Origin of the sequence: Synechococcus sp. W55.1 (genome assembly GCF_047461655.1) — a bacterium.
Taxonomy (GTDB): domain Bacteria; phylum Cyanobacteriota; class Cyanobacteriia; order Thermostichales; family Thermostichaceae; genus Thermostichus.
In genome coordinates, this window is the sequence record NZ_JANSHN010000004.1 from 80,201 (window position 1) to 95,294 (window position 15,094).

At 57.4% G+C, this 15,094-nt stretch carries 15 protein-coding genes and 1 riboswitch; of the genes, 8 read left to right on the forward strand and 7 right to left on the reverse strand.

Annotation, left to right across the window (positions count from 1 at the left end; all coding sequences use genetic code 11):
- Positions 1–134: 134 nt before the first annotated feature.
- Together trxB and NW816_RS03325 are read right to left on the reverse strand one after the other, a co-directional pair.
- The gene (gene trxB, locus NW816_RS03320) at positions 135–1,550 is read right to left on the reverse strand and encodes a thioredoxin-disulfide reductase (protein ID WP_414408229.1); all 1,416 of its coding nucleotides are present in this window, start codon (positions 1,548–1,550) and stop codon (positions 135–137) included.
- 120 nt (positions 1,551–1,670) lie between these two features.
- The gene (locus NW816_RS03325) at positions 1,671–1,850 is read right to left on the reverse strand and encodes a hypothetical protein (protein WP_414356529.1); all 180 of its coding nucleotides are present in this window, start codon (positions 1,848–1,850) and stop codon (positions 1,671–1,673) included.
- A 186-nt stretch (positions 1,851–2,036) separates the two neighbouring features.
- Between NW816_RS03325 and glnA the strand changes: the two genes are divergently transcribed.
- Positions 2,037–3,461, forward strand: coding sequence for a type I glutamate--ammonia ligase (glnA, locus tag NW816_RS03330; protein ID WP_414408230.1), 1,425 nt, complete (start codon positions 2,037–2,039; stop codon positions 3,459–3,461).
- 248 nt (positions 3,462–3,709) lie between these two features.
- Here glnA and NW816_RS03335 read toward each other — a convergent pair whose 3' ends face one another.
- Positions 3,710–4,162 carry a DUF4278 domain-containing protein gene (locus NW816_RS03335; protein ID WP_414356533.1) on the reverse strand — a complete coding sequence of 151 codons (453 nt, stop codon included), beginning with the start codon at positions 4,160–4,162 and terminating at the stop codon, positions 3,710–3,712.
- Between the two features lie 80 nt (positions 4,163–4,242).
- Positions 4,243–4,338: riboswitch (Glutamine riboswitch) on the reverse strand.
- 265 nt (positions 4,339–4,603) lie between these two features.
- Here NW816_RS03335 and NW816_RS03340 point away from each other — a divergent pair.
- From NW816_RS03340 to cysW, 4 genes are all read left to right on the forward strand, one after another.
- Positions 4,604–6,505 carry a cation:proton antiporter gene (locus tag NW816_RS03340; protein ID WP_414408231.1) on the forward strand — a complete coding sequence of 634 codons (1,902 nt, stop codon included), beginning with the start codon at positions 4,604–4,606 and terminating at the stop codon, positions 6,503–6,505.
- A gap of 221 nt (positions 6,506–6,726) precedes the next feature.
- Positions 6,727–7,782: a sulfate/molybdate ABC transporter ATP-binding protein gene (locus tag NW816_RS03345; RefSeq protein WP_414408232.1), complete on the forward strand. Its 1,056-nt coding sequence runs from the start codon at positions 6,727–6,729 to the stop codon at positions 7,780–7,782.
- Positions 7,783–7,788: 6 nt separating this feature from the next.
- Positions 7,789–8,601: a sulfate ABC transporter permease subunit CysT gene (cysT, locus tag NW816_RS03350; RefSeq protein WP_414408233.1), complete on the forward strand. Its 813-nt coding sequence runs from the start codon at positions 7,789–7,791 to the stop codon at positions 8,599–8,601.
- Entirely contained in the window at positions 8,591–9,424 is an 834-nt protein-coding gene (gene cysW / locus NW816_RS03355; RefSeq protein ID WP_414350068.1) for a sulfate ABC transporter permease subunit CysW, read from the forward strand. The genes cysT and cysW overlap by 11 nt, the downstream gene beginning before the upstream one ends.
- Before the next feature lie 16 nt (positions 9,425–9,440).
- Here the strand turns inward: cysW and msrA are convergent, their stop codons facing one another.
- Together msrA and NW816_RS03365 are read right to left on the reverse strand one after the other, a co-directional pair.
- A complete protein-coding gene (gene msrA, locus NW816_RS03360) occupies positions 9,441–10,109 on the reverse strand; it encodes a peptide-methionine (S)-S-oxide reductase MsrA (protein WP_414343958.1) in 669 nt (222 codons plus the stop codon).
- Positions 10,110–10,190: 81 nt separating this feature from the next.
- On the reverse strand, positions 10,191–11,123 hold the full coding sequence (locus NW816_RS03365; protein WP_414408234.1) for an ABC transporter permease: 933 nt from the start codon (positions 11,121–11,123) through the stop codon (positions 10,191–10,193).
- A gap of 279 nt (positions 11,124–11,402) precedes the next feature.
- On the opposite strand from NW816_RS03365, the gene NW816_RS03370 reads away from it, so the two are divergent.
- The 3 genes from NW816_RS03370 to NW816_RS03380 all read left to right on the forward strand — a co-directional run bounded on the left by NW816_RS03370 (position 11,403) and on the right by NW816_RS03380 (position 12,836).
- A complete protein-coding gene (locus NW816_RS03370) occupies positions 11,403–11,957 on the forward strand; it encodes a sigma-70 family RNA polymerase sigma factor (RefSeq protein WP_414408235.1) in 555 nt (184 codons plus the stop codon).
- Positions 11,954–12,304, forward strand: a complete 351-nt coding sequence (locus NW816_RS03375; protein WP_414343942.1) for a hypothetical protein — start codon at positions 11,954–11,956, stop codon at positions 12,302–12,304. Before NW816_RS03370 ends, NW816_RS03375 begins: the two co-directional genes overlap by 4 nt.
- Before the next feature lie 109 nt (positions 12,305–12,413).
- Entirely contained in the window at positions 12,414–12,836 is a 423-nt protein-coding gene (locus tag NW816_RS03380; protein ID WP_414343944.1) for a Spy/CpxP family protein refolding chaperone, read from the forward strand.
- 157 nt (positions 12,837–12,993) lie between these two features.
- Here NW816_RS03380 and xth read toward each other — a convergent pair whose 3' ends face one another.
- The gene (gene xth, locus NW816_RS03385) at positions 12,994–13,779 is read right to left on the reverse strand and encodes an exodeoxyribonuclease III (protein ID WP_414408236.1); all 786 of its coding nucleotides are present in this window, start codon (positions 13,777–13,779) and stop codon (positions 12,994–12,996) included.
- Between the two features lie 12 nt (positions 13,780–13,791).
- Positions 13,792–15,051: a GTP cyclohydrolase II gene (locus tag NW816_RS03390; RefSeq protein ID WP_414408237.1), complete on the reverse strand. Its 1,260-nt coding sequence runs from the start codon at positions 15,049–15,051 to the stop codon at positions 13,792–13,794.
- Positions 15,052–15,094: the final 43 nt, after the last annotated feature.

Genomic DNA, 15,094 nt, shown 5'->3' on the forward strand with positions numbered 1-15,094 from the left:
ACTGCTTCGTTGGATTATCCCTAGCCCTCCTCTCGTTCTGGGAAAGGGATCGGCGGCGAGGGAATAGCTCAAACCAAGGCATAACCCACGACCACCCCTTAAAGCCAGGGGTTGAAGAGGACGGGGAAAATGTCCTAACACAAATTTGCCTGGATCACCTCTCGATATTGGGATTTGGGCTTAACGCCGACCAACTGGGCCACCAGGGCCTTGTCTTTGAAAAACTGCACCGTTGGGGTGCCCGTCACCCCCCCTGCCTCTGCAATCTCCGGATCTTTCTCGATGTCGATCTCCACCACGTGCAGCTTGTCCGAGAACTCGTCGATGATTTTGTTCAAGATCGGCTTGAGGGCATGACAGGGGCCACAGGTGGGGGCAGTGTACTTGACCATGAGCAGGCGGTCGCTTTCGTGATAAAGCCGCCGCAGAGCATAGCTCCCTTCATGGCAAGTTTTGCTGAAGTCTAAGTCATCCTGTCCATTCTCCTCAAAGCTGGCCTCCTCAACAGCAGGATCCCCAGCAGACTCTGCCTCAGAAGCAGCGGCAGGGCTGGGTTCAGGAGGACTCTGGGCAAGGACATGGTACTCTTGGGCCAAGCCGTGTTCGGAGAGCCAACGCTCCGCCAACATCGCTGCCATACAGCCGGTACCGGCGGCGGTGATGGCCTGACGAAACTCGTGATCCTGCACATCTCCAGCGGCAAAGACCCCTTCCACACTAGTGGCCACGGAGCCCGGTCGGGTGACGATGTAGCCGATTTCATCCAGTTCCAGTTGCCCTTTAAATAGGTCTGTGTTGGGCTTATGGCCAATGGCATAAAATAGGCCACCTACCGGCATCTCGCGGATTTCGCCGGTTTGGTTGTGGCGCACTTTCACCCCGGTCAGACGCAGACCATCCCCCACCACTTCCACCGCTTCGCTGTGCCAGTGCACGGTAATCTTGGGATTGTTGAGGACACGATCTTGCATGGCTTTGCTGGCCCGCATTTTGTCACTCCGCACCAGCATATGCACATGGGATCCAAACTTGGTCAGGTAGGTGGCTTCCTCACAAGCAGTATCGCCGCCGCCAATGACCACCAGTTCCACCCCTCTGAACATAGGCATAGCCCCATCGCAGATCGCACAGGCCGACATGCCCCGGTTCCAATAGGTCTCCTCTCCGGGCAGGTGTAGGCGCTTGGCTGTGGCCCCGGTGGCGATGATCAGGCTGTGGGTGCGCAATTCCCGCTCGTCAGAACGGACGACAAAAGGCCGCTGGCTTAAATCGACGAAGGTGACATCTTCAGTGTAGAGTTCCGCCCCCCACCGCTGCGCTTGGGCTCGCATGTTCTTCATCAGTTGGGGGCCGGTGATGCCTTCGGGAAAGCCCGGAAAGTTTTCCACCTCGGTGGTGGTCATCAGTTGCCCGCCAGGGATCCCGCCCGCCTGGAACCCCTCGAACACGACCGGCTTCAGGTTGGCACGCCCAGCGTAAATGGCTGCTGTAAACCCGGCAGGGCCGGAGCCGATGATCACCACATTCTCAATCCGATTTTGCTCTGCCATCCGATGTCTCTCCTTCTGCAACAGGACTAAAAGTCAAACTCATAACGACTACGCTTTAGCTTAACACCCTTTGGCAAACCGGGCGAGCTGGGGGCCTGCTGATCCTAATTTTCGCTCGCCTCAGGCAACCGGGGCAGGGTTTTGCCCGCCCCATCCGGTTATTTCTGCCCAGAGGTTGGCAGGGTGGCGGCCATTGCTCAAGTTCTGGATCCCCAACACCCCATCTGGATTGACCAAAACCAACAGGGAAAGGGGAGCGACTCCGATGAGCGAAAAAGCGGTGTCCGAGATAGCCAGCAAGTGGGTCAGAAGGCCAGGCTCGAAGCAATTTTGTATCAGAAACTACAAAATGCCCGTGTTGGCCTTTCTAGGATGAGTGAGCGTTTTTGGCCTGTCTGGGTCGAAGCGTGGGGATCACCTGCTGGGATCCCATTTATTCAGCCACAGTTCCCCCAGTCTTAACCGCAACCCAATCAGGAGAGAGTAATGGCATCCACGCCCCAAGAAGTGCTTCAGATGATCCAGGACAACAACGTCCAGATGGTGGATCTCAAGTTTGTGGATATCTTTGGCACCTGGCAGCATGTTTCCTTCCACACCTCGATGATTAAAGAAGAAACCTTCACCGAGGGGCTCCCCTTTGACGGATCCAGCATCCGGGGCTGGAAAGCGATCAACGAGTCTGACATGTACATGGTGCCGGATCCCAAGACGGCTTGGATTGATCCCTTTCTGGAGGTGCCCACCCTCAGCATAACTTGCAGCATTGTTGAGCCGCGCACCGGCCAGCCTTATAGCCGTTGTCCCCGCAGCCTTGCCGCCCGTGCCGTTGCCTATCTGCAATCGACGGGCATTGCCGATACCGCCTACTTCGGGCCGGAGGCAGAGTTTTTCATCTTTGAGGATGTTCGTTTCGACCAAACCCAAAACTCGGCCTACTACTTCGTGGATTCCATCGAAGGTCGCTGGAACTCGGGCCGCGAGGAGAAAGGCGGCAACCTGGGCTACAAGCCTCGCTACAAAGAGGGCTATTTCCCGGCCCCGCCCACCGATGCCCATCAAAACATCCGTACCGAGATGCTGCTGACCATGGGCAAGCTGGGGGTGCCTATCGAGAAGCATCACCACGAGGTGGCTACCGGCGGGCAAGGGGAGCTGGGCTATCGCTTCGCCGATCTGATCACGGCTGCCGACTACATGATGGTTTACAAATACGTGATCCGGAATGTGGCCCGCAAGCACGGCAAAACCGTCACCTTCATGCCCAAGCCCCTGTTTAACGACAACGGCACCGGCATGCACACCCACCAGTCCCTCTGGAAGGATGGCCAGCCTTTGTTCTATAGCGAAGGCACCTATGCCAACCTGAGCGAGACGGCTCTCTACTACATCGGTGGTCTGCTCAAGCATGCCCCGGCGATCCTGGCCTTCACCAACCCCACCACCAACTCCTACAAGCGCTTGGTGCCCGGTTTTGAGGCGCCGGTGAACCTGGCTTACTCCCAGGGCAACCGTTCCGCCGCCATTCGCATTCCCGTGACCGGCAACAATCCCAAAGCCAAGCGTCTGGAGTTCCGCTGCCCGGATGCCACCTGCAATCCCTACATCGCCTTCTCGGCCATGTTGATGGCAGGTCTGGACGGGATCAAGAATAAGATCCACCCCGGCGAGCCTCTGGACAAAGATATCTACGATCTGGAGCCGGAAGAGCTGGCCAAGATCCCTTCCACGCCTGGATCCCTGCTGGATGCCCTGGAAAACCTGCAGAAGGATCATGCCTTCTTGCTAGAGGGCGGTGTCTTTACTGAGGATCTGATCCAGACCTATATCGAGTACAAGATCGACAACGAGATCAACCCCATCAATCTGCGGCCTCACCCCTACGAGTTCGCCCTTTACTTCGACGCCTAAGCGGTGTGGCCGATTCTGCAGCGGGATCCCTGATGGGATCCCGTTTTTTTCCGAGGAAATAGCACCCCTCAATTGTGGATCCCTTGGGCAACTTAGCTACTTTTGGTCAACAGCACCTCGTGCCAGCGTTGAAGCGTCCTGTGCCGTCCATCGACCTGAGGAAGCTCAACCCAGAAACCAAAAGGGGATCCCCAGCCGGGATCCCTTCTCGCTGAGCTCAGGCCAGAGCATCAACAGTTACAGACAGATTAGCTCATGCTAACACGGCTACGGTCGTAGTTGAGCCGGAAGGTGGGATGCACTTTTCCTTGGATGCGGTTCCAGAAGTTGCGCACGTTGACATGCAGGCCAATCTGCTCTGTACCGCGGATCAGCATGGATTGCTGACGAATCCGAATCAAACGTTGATGGCTCATCATCAAGCGGCGAGACAGGTCGTCCAAGAGGTGAGAACGGCCAGCAGCAGCCACCGGGGCAGATGCCTCTGCCGTCTGAACGGGTTGAGCCGATCCTTCGACCGCCTTGGGATGATAAGCCACACCTCGATAGAGCAGGTCAAGGTTGGTGGGCAAAACCACCGGCTTGGTCAGATGGCGGAACCGCCAGTCCAGCCCCCGGTAACGACCCCCCACTTTGCCGGGAGAAACCGCCGCTGTTGCAGAAGAGGGGGTGTAATCGACGCCACGGTAAAAGAGTTCCATGATCTTCGCCTCCAAATGAGTTGAGTTTTCATCCGTTCGCCTTCTCCCAAGAGAAGCCCCACGGTTACCAGAAGAGTTGAGGCGCGTTCCTTCGGGATCTCTCCCTACTTCCGTCCTCTGGCTGCGATGTCGCTCTACCCATGATGAGCCGCCCAGCACGCGAGAGGATGAACGATTTCTATCTACATTCTGTATTATAAGCTACGGTTTTGGGGTGTTGTCAGCAACTTTTAACAAAAATTTCCACTGAGTTTCCGTCCAGCTTCCTCTGAATCCAGGCTGGATCTGAATCCGGGCTGGGCCAGCCGGGATCCTCGGGGGCAGCAGGGTGCAGAGCTTGAAGCCGAGTTCTTCGCTCTGTCCGAGATGCCAGAGGAAGCATTATCGTGGAAGAATCCTCAGGATTGGCTACAAAAGTTCACATTCCTCGGTGAGTGCCCTGTGCAGGAAGACTTTCGTCTGATTTTGGACATTGTGACGGTATTGGCGGCAGCGGCAGCGGGTGGATTTTTGGCCTCACTGCTGAGGCAGCCGGTGTTGCTGGGCTACTTATTAGCCGGGATCTTAGTGGGGCCCACCGGGCTGGGGTGGATCAAAGAGTTGGTTCAGGTGGAAACCCTGGCTCAATTTGGGGTGACCTTTTTGCTGTTCACCTTGGGGGTGGAGTTTTCCCTGAAAGAATTGCGCAAAGTGCGGGGGATCGCCATTGGCGGCGGCATTTTGCAAATCAGCCTGACGATTTTGATCACGGCGGTGCTGGCAGTGGTCAGCGGCTGGTTGACGCCGGTGCAAGGGATCTTTTTAGGGGCCGTACTCTCCTTGTCTTCCACGGCGGTGGTGCTCAAAAGCCTCACCGAGACCAACCAGATGGACACTCCCCAAGCCCAAGCCATGTTGGGGATCCTGATTGTGCAGGACTTGGCGGTGGGGCTGATGCTGGCGGTGTTGCCGGCTTTGGATTGTCCCTTGCCGGAGCTGGCGGGATCCCTGGCCAGGGCCTTGGCAGAAATCGGCTTGGTGGGGCTGGGGGCGGTGGTAGGCGGGATTTGGCTGGTTCCCGGTTTCCTGCGTCTGCTGGCTCAGCAGGAGAGCAAAGAGGTGTTTCTGCTGGGGGTGATCAGCCTCTGCGTGGGGATTGCCCTGTTGACGGAGCGGCTGGGCATTTCCAGCGAGATTGGGGCTTTCATTGCCGGTCTGATGATCTCGGAGGTGGAGTACGCCGACCAAACCCTGGACTATGTGGAGCCTTTGCGGGATGTGTTTGCCGCTCTCTTTTTTGCGGCCATCGGCATGCTCATCGATCCCAGCTTTATCCTCGGCCATCTGTTGCTGATCCTGGGGCTGGTGGGGCTGGTGATGGTGGGCAAGTTTTGCATCGTGGCTCCCTTGGCGCGGCTGTTTGGCTACGCTCTGCCGGCAGCGGTGGTGGTGGGGCTGGGCTTATCGCAAATCGGCGAATTTTCCTTTGTGCTGGCCAGCGAGGGGCAGGCGTTGGGGTTGGTGTCGCGACAGATCTATTTGTTGATTGTCAGCACTACAGCCGTTACCCTTCTGCTCACCCCCTTTCTGCTGAGGGGCGCTCCTCGACTGTTTTCCGGGCTACACGGGATCCCCTTCTTGGCCCGCTGGTTGGAATCGGGCGAGCGGCCCCGCGCTTTGGCCCCCGATGCTCCTCAACAGGGGCACGTGGTGGTGTGCGGCTATGGGCAGGTGGGGCAAGACATTGTGCGCATTCTCGAAGCCCGTCGTCACCCCCTCTTGGTCATTGATCAATCAGAACGGGTGATCCAACACCTGCGTTCCCGTGGGATCCCTTACTTGTATGGGAATGCCGCCAGCGCCTTGGTGCTGGAGAAAGCTTGCCTGCCCCAGGCCCGCGCCCTGGTTATTGCTCTGCCGGATCGCATGAGCATCCGCCTCTGCCTGAAACGAGCTCTGGAGTTGGCGCCGCAATTGGATGTGGTGGTGCGAGCTACCGACAAGGAAGACATCGAACAGCTCTATCAGTTGGGGGCCAGAGAAGTTGTCCATCCCGAATTCGAGGCCAGCTTGGGTCTGTGCAGCCATGTGTTGCTGGAATTGGGAGAACCCCCAGACATCATTCAGCAGGAGATCCTGGCCATTCGCAGCAGCCACTACCGCGATCTGCGCCCTCTCCACCCCAGTTGCCTGATCCCTGCCCCCCTCAGTTGGCTAACGCAGCAGGCCCAACCCCTATCCCCAGAAAGCCCTGCCAACAGTAGCCATGACAGCAGCCCGGCAGAATCTTCCTCGGCGTGGTGGGAACGCTGGCAGCGGCCCGTTCAGCCGGAATGGGCAGGGATCCCTGGCTCTGCCGATTGACGCACCACCCCTGCTACACGCGAAGCACTCCAACGGATTTGGGTAGGGAGTCTCCCTTGTTTTGGATCCCCGTTCAAGTTATCCTGGGAGCTGTATCAACGGTTTGTTGACAGGTTTACCGTAGATTAGCCGCGAGTTTAACTGCCCTCACCCTCTCAAGAAGACTCAGCCGGCAACCGATCCAGCAACTTCTCAGGCAAACCACTAGCTAGGCAGAACCTATGGGTATCACCATCGAAGGGGTATCGAAGCGTTTTGGGCAGTTTCAGGCCCTTCACCCCACCGATCTCACCATTCCCACGGGATCCCTGGTTGCCCTCTTGGGGCCATCGGGTTCTGGCAAATCCACCCTGCTGCGCCTGATTGCCGGCCTAGAAAAGCCGGATACGGGGCGGATTTTCCTCACCGGGCGGGATGCTACCCATGCCAGCGTCCAGGAGCGCAACATTGGTTTTGTTTTTCAGCACTACGCCCTGTTCAAGCACATGACGGTGCGGCAGAACATCGCCTTTGGCTTGGAGATCCGCAAGGCTTCACGGGCCGAGATTCGGGCACGGGTGGATGAGCTGCTGGAGCTGGTGCAGCTATCGGGGTTCGGGGATCGCTACCCCTCTCAACTCTCGGGGGGGCAGCGGCAGCGGGTGGCCCTAGCCCGCGCTTTGGCGGTGGAGCCGCAGGTGTTGCTGTTGGATGAGCCCTTTGGGGCCCTGGATGCCAAAGTCCGCAAAGAGCTGCGCAAGTGGTTGCGGCGCCTGCACGATGAGGTGCATGTGACAACGGTATTTGTAACCCATGATCAAGAGGAAGCCATGGAGGTGGCGGATCAGATCGTGGTGATGAACCAGGGGCGGATCGAACAGGTGGGATCCCCGGCAGAAATCTATGACCATCCAGCTACACCCTTTGTGATGAGCTTTGTCGGCCCGGTCAACGAGCTTTCTCCCCGCTCCCAACTCTCTTGCCAGCTTCCCGAGGTGCAGGCCGGCCCGCATCAGCTTTTTTTGCGCCCCCACGATGTGCAGATTGAGGTCAACCCCGGCAGCAGTGGTGTTTCTGCCCGCGTTAAGGAGATCATCCACCTGGGTCGGGAGATTCAGGCGGAGCTGATTCTTAGCGATGGCGGATCCCTGTGGGCCCATCTCAGCCGCGAGCAATATGCCAACCAACCCCTGCAGGTGGGGCAGCAGGTCTATGTGCGCCCCAAGGTGGTGAAAGCCTTTCCCGTCAAAAAAAACGACAAAAAAACCGAAATGACCGCAATGCCGGTGGGAGCTTGAGAAGCGTTGCTGCAGGCTTTGTCTCAACTGTCTTGGCCGTGGCGGCTGACCCTGGGCTATCTCTTCTTGATGTTGGTTCTGCCGCTGGCTGCCTTGATCGCCAAGTCCAGCACTGTGGGCTGGGCAGAGTTTTGGCGGATCGCGACGGATCCCGTGGCTCTCTCCGCCTATGAAGTTACTTTTGTAACCGCGTTGCTGGCGGCCCTGATCAACGGCGTGATGGGCACTTTGACCGCTTGGGTGTTGGTGCGCTACGCCTTCCCCGGCAAAAAGCTCCTAGAGGGGTTGATCGATCTGCCCTTTGCTCTGCCGACTGCGGTAGCCGGCCTCACCTTGGCGACGGTTTACAGCAGCAACGGCTGGGTGGGATCCCTTTTGGCCCCCTTGGGGATCCGCATCTCCTTTACCCGCTTGGGGGTGGGGGTGGCGATGCTGTTTATTTCTTTTCCTTTTGTGGTGCGGACGGTGCAGCCGGTGTTGCAGGAGCTGGAGAAAGATGTGGAAGAGGCAGCCTGGAGTTTGGGGGCTTCCCGCTTTCAGACCTTCCGGCGCGTGGTGCTGCCCCAGATCCTGCCGGCGGTGCTCACCGGGGTAGCCCTAGGGTTTTCCCGCGCCGTGGGGGAATACGGCTCTGTGGTGATCATCGCTTCCAGCATTCCCTTTCGGGACTTGATTGCGGCGGTGCTGGTGATTCAGCGGCTGGAACAACACGACTATGCTGGGGCAACCGTGATCGGAACGGTGATGTTGGGGATCTCTTTCCTGTCGCTGGTGGTAATTAACCTTCTGCAAGCCTGGGGAAGTCGCCATGAAACCTGACGAGGTAGCAGGTGTCAAACCGAAGCCCTCAACATGGCTGTCGGGCCTGTTGATCGGGATCGTCGGGCTTTACATCGCGCTGCTGCTCGGGATCCCGGTGGTGAACATCTTCTATCAGGCGTTTCGAGAAGGGATCCCAGCCTTTCTCCATCGCCTGACAGAGCGGGAGTTGCTCAGTGCCCTGCGATTGACGGTGCTAACCGCCCTGGTCGTTGTGCCCCTCAATACCTTTTTCGGCCTCTGTGCTGCCTTGGCCATTGCTCATCGGCGTTTTCCGGGGCGGGCGCTGCTGCTGAGCCTGATCGATCTGCCCTTTTCCATTTCCCCGGTGGTGGCTGGCCTAATGCTGGTGCTCATCTTCGGGCGTCAGGGTTGGCTGGGATCCTGGAACTTGCGGGTTATCTTTGCATTTCCGGGCATTGTGTTGGCAACGGCTTTCATCACCCTTCCTTTTGTGGCGCGGGAAGTGTTGCCGGTGTTGGAGGAGGCAGGCACCGACCAGGAAGAAGCCGCCAAAACGCTGGGGGCGACCCCCTGGCAGATCTTCTGGAGAATCACCCTGCCCAACATCCGCTGGGGCCTTCTGTACGGCGTCATCTTGACCAATGCCCGCGCCATGGGGGAGTTCGGCGCTGTGGCTGTGGTTTCCGGCAACATCATTGGCCGCACCCAGACCTTGCCCCTGTTCGTGGAAGATGCCTACCGCAGTTATGCCACCGGCTCAGCCTATGCGGCGGCGGTGGTGCTCTCCTTGCTGGCGGTGGTAACCCTAGTGGCTAGGGAGTTCCTTGAGCGGGGATCCCATTCCCGCCGGATCTTTTGATCCGTCAGGGTGTGGATCAGACGGGCTCGGTGAGGATCTCTGGCAGACAAACCTTAGTGCCCCCCAGGCCGCAGTAGCCGCGCGGATTCTTGGCCAGATATTGCTGGTGGTAGTCTTCGGCGTAGTAAAACTCAGGCGCGTCTAAGATCTCGGTGGTGATCTGGCCGTAGCCGTGGGCGGTCAGGGCCTGCTGATAGAGATCGCGGGTTTTTTCCGCCAGCTCCCGCTGCGCCGGAGAATACACATAGATGCCGGAGCGGTATTGGGTGCCCACATCATTGCCTTGGCGCATCCCCTGGGTAGGGTCGTGATTTTCCCAAAACACCTTCAGCAGTTGGGCATAGCTGACCTGAGCTGGGTCGTAAACCACCCGCACCACCTCGTTGTGGCCAGTCAGGCCAGTACAGACCTCTTCATAGGTGGGGTTGGGGGTAAACCCGCCAGCGTAGCCCACCGCTGTGCTGAACACCCCTGGCACCTGCCAAAACTTGCGCTCTGCCCCCCAGAAGCAGCCCATGCCGAACATGGCCAGCTCCATGCCCTCGGGAAAAGGCGGCTGCAGCGGATTGCCGTTGACAAAATGCCGATTCACGATCACCATCGGCTCGGCCCGGCCCGGCAAGGCTTCTTCCGGTTTGGGCAGGGACAGTTTCTTGCCAAGTTTGCCAAAGCCAAAGAGCACCATAGGGACAGCCCGATACATTCGTTAACAGTTACCAGCCTAGCTCAGTTGGCTCCTCATGTGTTGGAAAAATCCTTGATCGGGTCAGCTCACCGATTCAAAAGCCCCCAGCCGCTTGGCCACTAGCAGATAGACGGTCATGATCCCCATCGGCACAACCGTGAAGGCTGCCGCCAAGGGAATGTTGCCAGAGGTGCCCTGAAAGGCGAGAACTGCCTGCCCGATGAAATAGCTGGAATTGCCCAGAGAATAAGGCACCACAAAATCTCCCAATGTTAAGGAAAAGGTAAAGACCGACCCGGCCAGGATCCCTGGCAACGCGAGGGGGAGAATAACATGGCGGAATGTTTGCCAACCCTGAGCTCCCAAATCTGCAGAAGCCTCAATTAAGCTATCAGGCACTCGCTCCAAAGCCGCCTGGATCGGCAGAATCATATAGGGCAGCCAAACATAGAGAAACACCAAGAAAATACCCAAGTTGGATACAGCCAGCGATGGCCCACCGATCCCGGGCAACTGCAAAATCTTTTCCACCCAGCCCTGTAGGCCCACATGGGTGAGTAGATAGGTAAGGATCCCTTCTTTAGCCAGGATCAACTTCCAGGCATAAACCCGAATCAAATAACTAGACCAAAGCGGTAGGAGCACCAACAAATACAAAAAGCCCTTCCAGCGAGGAGAGGCCAGTCTGACCATGGTATAAGCCAGAGGAAAAGCCAACACAATGGCAGCCAAAGTGACTGCCAAAGCCATAGTCAAGCTGCGGACAAAGATATCCACATTGGCCGGAGTGAGCAGCTCTCGATAGGTGGCCAAAGTAAACTTTCTCAGGATCAGGCCGGTAAAGGGATCCAGATGATAAAAACTTTGCAGCAGCAGCGCCAGCAGCGGCCCCAAGTAAAAGACCAGCAACCAAATGAGAGGTGGCCCCAACAGAATGGCAAGGGTGAGCGTCGGGTGACGATAGAGGAATCCAAACAGATCGGGTTTATCGGTTATTTGAGTTGTTTTGGTCATGGCCAGGCAGCTATGAAGATTAGCTTTTCATTCCCTTTTTTGGTGTTATTGGAATTGTAGGTCGATGATCCGATAGAATCCAATAGAGTTGGGATTGAGAAAGTGCGAATAGGCAAGAGGAATACCTGCTGGCGAGCATCCTTCGAGGGAAAACGGCAATCAGAAGATGCCGGTATCTTGGCGGGAAGTGGAGGGCCATCGTAGACAGGGATCCTTTGAACCTTTTGGGGGCATTGGGAGTCAGACAAAGCAAGGTTGAGAACAAGGGAGCGTCCTCTCGTGCAGGCGGCAAAGGATACATCCGATTGGGAGCTGATCCAGCGCTGCCTCAACGGCGACAGCCAGAGCTTTCGCCAACTCTACCGCAAATACCAGCAGTCGGTACGGAATATCCTCTATCCCTTGTGTGGAGCCGATCTTTTGGATGACCTGGTTCAGGAAGTGTTTATTCGCGCCTGGAAAGGGTTACCTCGGTTTCGCGGCTCGGCCCAGTTTTCCACTTGGCTGTATCGCATCTGTTGGAATGTGGCCTCAGATCAGCGGCGGCGCTGCGCCCGGCAACACTCCCAAACCCAAAACCTGGCCCTCGGATCGGATATCGCTCACCCTGGCCCCGACCTGATGCACTTGCACTACCAACAGGCTCTACAGCAAAGCATGGCTCAGCTTAGCCCTGAACACAGAATGGTTCTGATTCTGCACGACTTGGAAGACCTGCCCCAGAAAGAGATTGCCGAGATTTTAAGGATCCCGGTGGGAACGGTGAAGTCCCGGCTGTTTCACGCCCGTGCCACCATCCGTCAACACCTACTTCAGGAGGGCATTACCCCATGAGTGAGCACCCCAACCCCCTAGCAGACGAGCGGCTGCGCCACTTTTTGCGTCAATATCGCCCCCTCCCTCCCCCTGCGGCCTCTGGGCTGGAGGAGCAGATCCTTCAAGTTGTGGCGACTCATCCACTTCATGGCCGGCTCAAGCACCCTTGGCGTTGGGTTGGCATCTCCCTTTTGGCGGGCGCTTTGCTGGGCTGGATTGGCTATCAGCGCTGGCAGGTACAGGTGGTGGCCCAGGAGACCGAAGCCCTAGAAAGTTTTTTGGTGAGCACTTGGGGAAGCTTGCTGAGCCCAGAGGGAACAGAAACCGAAACTTGGTGGATAGAACGCGATCCAGAGGGATCCTAAATCCATCAGCCTCACGAATATCCCCCTTCATTGACCATTACACCGCTGAGACTTCTGAGACCTTGGTCAGATTCTTGGTCAGATTCTTAGAAAAAGCCTGCAAAGAACCATGAGAAATGCTTGGATTTGGATCCCCATTTTGCCACTCTACCTGGGATCCCTGGGTGAACCGGTGATGGGCCAACCCCGCCCCCTGCGAATGATGGATTTGCGCCGCCCCTTTGCTCGCAATTTGCGGGAGCTGAACCTCTCCGACGAGCAGTTGCGGCAATTGCAGCAGATCCGCCACCGCAAACAGGAAGAGTTGTTGGAGCGCATTTTGGAGTTGAGGGCAGCCCGCGGTCGATTGCGGGAGTTGCTGGTCGGCGATGCCCCTGAGTCAGAAGTGGCAGCTCAATTTCAGCGGGTACAACAGCTAAGCCAAGAAGTAAATGCCAAACGTTTTGAGGCAGTTCTGGAAATGCGACAGGTCCTCAGCTCAGAACAGCGGCAACACCTGCTGAAAATTCTCGAAGAGGCTGCTCCATTTTAATTGGATGGCTGGTTGGTATGAGCTGTTATGGTCATTTAAACAGGAATGAAACATTTCCGCCTGGCTCCCCTCTTCCTCTGAGAGAAGGGGTGAAGGCAGTGGCAGGGAGCGTTTGGGGAGTGTCTCAACCTAGCTTGAAATGACTATAACAAGGCGCTTAAATATCCAGGGCAACAATGACAGGGGCATGATCGCTGGGTTTTTCGGCCCGCCGTGGCTCAACATCGATCCAGCAAGCGGTGGCTTTCTCCTGTAGCTCACGAGACAGATAATGATGATCAATGCGCCAGCCGCGATTCCTTTGAAACCCCCCCGAGCGATAGTCCCACCAGCTAAAATGGCCGGGATCTGGGGTGAACCTGCGAAACGCATCTTCAAACCCTAAAGCCAGGATCTCCCGCAGGGCTTGTCGCTCCGGTTCGGAAGCCATGATTTCTCCCGCTTTTTGGGGATCATAAATATCCCGATCTTCCAGGGCAATGTTAAAGTCCCCGCAGAGCAGGATGGGATCCCCTTGGCTCAGGGCAACGGCGAGGTAATCCTTCAGTGTGGCTAGCCAGCGCAATTTATAGGCGTATTTTTCCGATCCCACCTCAGAACCGTTGGGCACATAAAGGTTGAGAATACGGATCCCGCGGTAGATGGCGCTCATCAGCCGCTTTTGCTCGTCCAAATCTGCCGCCGAAGGCAGCAGCGCACCAAACCCCCGTTCTACTTTTTCCGGGGGATCCCGGCTGATCAGAGCCACACCGTTGTACGACTTTTGCCCGTAGACCTCCACATGAAAGCCCCGCTCCTGAAAGGCCGCCCGGGGAAAGTCTTCATCCACCACCTTAGTCTCCTGCAGGCAGAGCACATCCAGGGATCCCTGGCTGTCCAGCCAAGCCAAAACCTGAGGCAGCCGGGTGCGAATGGAGTTGACATTCCAGGTAGCCACTTGCATGAGGGATCCCGCTCACTCCACCAAGGCTCTTCCTCGGATTTGGGCCAGCCGCTCCGCATCCAGCACCTCCCCCTCGGTGTAGTAGCCGGCAGCTTTTTTGGCCTCGATCTCCACACGGGCATCTGCCGGGATCAGCTCTTCTGGGATGGGCACCCGCTGCAGAACCTCAATGCCGGAGTTGGTGATGGCTCGATACTTGAGGTCGCTCATGGAAATCAGGCGATCGATTCGGGTTATGCCCAGCCAATGGAGCACATCCGGCATCAACTCCTGAAACCGGATGTCTTGCACCCCTGCCACACACTCGGTACGGGCGAAGTAGGCATCAGCCCGATCCCCTCCTTCCTGGCGCTTGCGGGCGTTGTAGACCAAAAATTTGGTCACCTCCCCCAAGGCGCGGCCTTCTTTGCGCAGGTACACGATCACCCCAGCTCCACCGGCCTGGGCCGTCTTAACGCATTCCTCAATGCCATGCACCAGGTAGGGGCGGCAGGTGCAAATATCCGAGCCAAACACATCGGAACCATTGCATTCGTCGTGAACCCGCACCGCCAGGGGCAAAGCCGGGTCGGTGATGGCGGCCACTTGCCCGATGATGTACACCGTCTGGCCACCGATGGGCGGCAAAAACACCGATAGGTCTGGGCGAGTCACCAATTCTGGAAACATGCCTCCCGTCTGCTCGAAGAGGGTGCGGCGCAGCAGGCTTTCGCTCACCTGCAATCGTTTGGCGATCCCCGGCAGGTACCAGACCGGCTCGATTGCGGCTTTGGTGACCACCAGGCTGCCGTTGTCTTTGAGGATCCGGCCATCCACCCGCAACCGCCCTTTGTTGACCGCCTCCTGCAGTTCTGGCATGTGGATGTGGGCCTGAGTAATGGCAATAGTAGGGCGAATATCGTAGCCCTGGGCATAGAGGGGAGCAAAGACTTCCCCCACAACTGCTCCCCAGGGATCCAAAGACACAATCCGGTCTGGATCTCCCCAGCTTGGGTGAGGGCCAATCGACACCACCGGGGCAGTATTGGTTAAATCGGCGCGGTGATCCGCCTGCAGAGAGCCACTGGCTACAGCCAATGCCCGGTAAACAGCGTAGGCTCCCGCATGGGTGCCGATGACATTGCGATGGGCAAGATTGGTTAGGCTACCCACCACCGGCCCCCGCCGCAGCGGATCCAAGGCTCCCCAGCGGATCGGCTGGGCTTGCGTCCCATGAGGGGAGGGATGGGAAGTCAGGACAATGTGATGAGGACGGGAGGAAGGTTTGCTCATGGTCCTCAAGTGCTTGGAAAACTAAGAATCTGGAGAAAGCAGT

Excerpts from the sequence above, each read along its gene's own strand:
- trxB (WP_414408229.1), bottom strand. The coding sequence starts at position 1,550 with ATGGCAGAGCAAAATCGGATTGAGAATGTGGTGATCATCGGCTCCGGC.
- glnA (WP_414408230.1), top strand. The coding sequence starts at position 2,037 with ATGGCATCCACGCCCCAAGAAGTGCTTCAGATGATCCAGGACAACAAC.
- NW816_RS03335 (WP_414356533.1), bottom strand. The coding sequence starts at position 4,162 with ATGGAACTCTTTTACCGTGGCGTCGATTACACCCCCTCTTCTGCAACA.
- NW816_RS03345 (WP_414408232.1), top strand. The coding sequence starts at position 6,727 with ATGGGTATCACCATCGAAGGGGTATCGAAGCGTTTTGGGCAGTTTCAG.
- cysW (WP_414350068.1), top strand. The coding sequence starts at position 8,591 with ATGAAACCTGACGAGGTAGCAGGTGTCAAACCGAAGCCCTCAACATGG.
- msrA (WP_414343958.1), bottom strand. The coding sequence starts at position 10,109 with ATGGTGCTCTTTGGCTTTGGCAAACTTGGCAAGAAACTGTCCCTGCCC.
- NW816_RS03365 (WP_414408234.1), bottom strand. The coding sequence starts at position 11,123 with ATGACCAAAACAACTCAAATAACCGATAAACCCGATCTGTTTGGATTC.
- NW816_RS03375 (WP_414343942.1), top strand. The coding sequence starts at position 11,954 with ATGAGTGAGCACCCCAACCCCCTAGCAGACGAGCGGCTGCGCCACTTT.
- NW816_RS03380 (WP_414343944.1), top strand. The coding sequence starts at position 12,414 with ATGAGAAATGCTTGGATTTGGATCCCCATTTTGCCACTCTACCTGGGA.
- xth (WP_414408236.1), bottom strand. The coding sequence starts at position 13,779 with ATGCAAGTGGCTACCTGGAATGTCAACTCCATTCGCACCCGGCTGCCT.
- NW816_RS03390 (WP_414408237.1), bottom strand. The coding sequence starts at position 15,051 with ATGAGCAAACCTTCCTCCCGTCCTCATCACATTGTCCTGACTTCCCAT.